Origin of the sequence: Neobacillus mesonae (assembly GCF_023715155.1) — a bacterium.
Classification (GTDB): domain Bacteria; phylum Bacillota; class Bacilli; order Bacillales; family Cytobacillaceae; genus Neobacillus; species Neobacillus mesonae_A.
Genome location: NZ_JAMBNQ010000115.1, coordinates 1 through 439, shown reverse-complemented (window position 1 = coordinate 439; position 439 = coordinate 1). Strand labels below are relative to the sequence as shown.

At 37.4% G+C, this 439-nt stretch carries 1 protein-coding gene; it reads right to left on the bottom strand.

Annotated features, from left to right (window positions below; genetic code table 11):
- Positions 1–439, bottom strand: a 439-nt coding sequence (locus M3183_RS26765; protein WP_251475083.1) for a RepB family plasmid replication initiator protein, incomplete at both ends; no start/stop codon positions are given.

Below are 439 nucleotides of genomic sequence, written 5' to 3'. Positions count from 1 at the left end.
CATGCCATCAATGCTAAATAAGTCGCCTGTTGTGTCATCTCGATTGACTTCACCGCCTTTTGCTTTCGGCTTCGGTTTTTCTTTGAATGTGAAAGTAAACCCAACGATTGAACGCCCTTCTTTGTGTTGGTTATAGCTCGCTTTGATGTCTGTATGCTCATTGATTTGGTTAATCGCTAAGTCCAACACTCGTACTTTAAACATAGCCATTTGATAGTATTCATTTTCTAGTAAACCCAATCGCAACCTTAAATCATTTAAACTTATGTTTAGTTTTCCTGTACCTCGATACTGAATTAAACTTTCATATAGCCGTATCGCATATCTATTTTTTAGGTGTGCTACTTGGCTTATGTCGTATGAGGTAAACCGCTTTTCTAGTTCACTAATAAACGCCACTACTTTGGTAGTGAATATAACTTCGATAACGGCTTTGTTA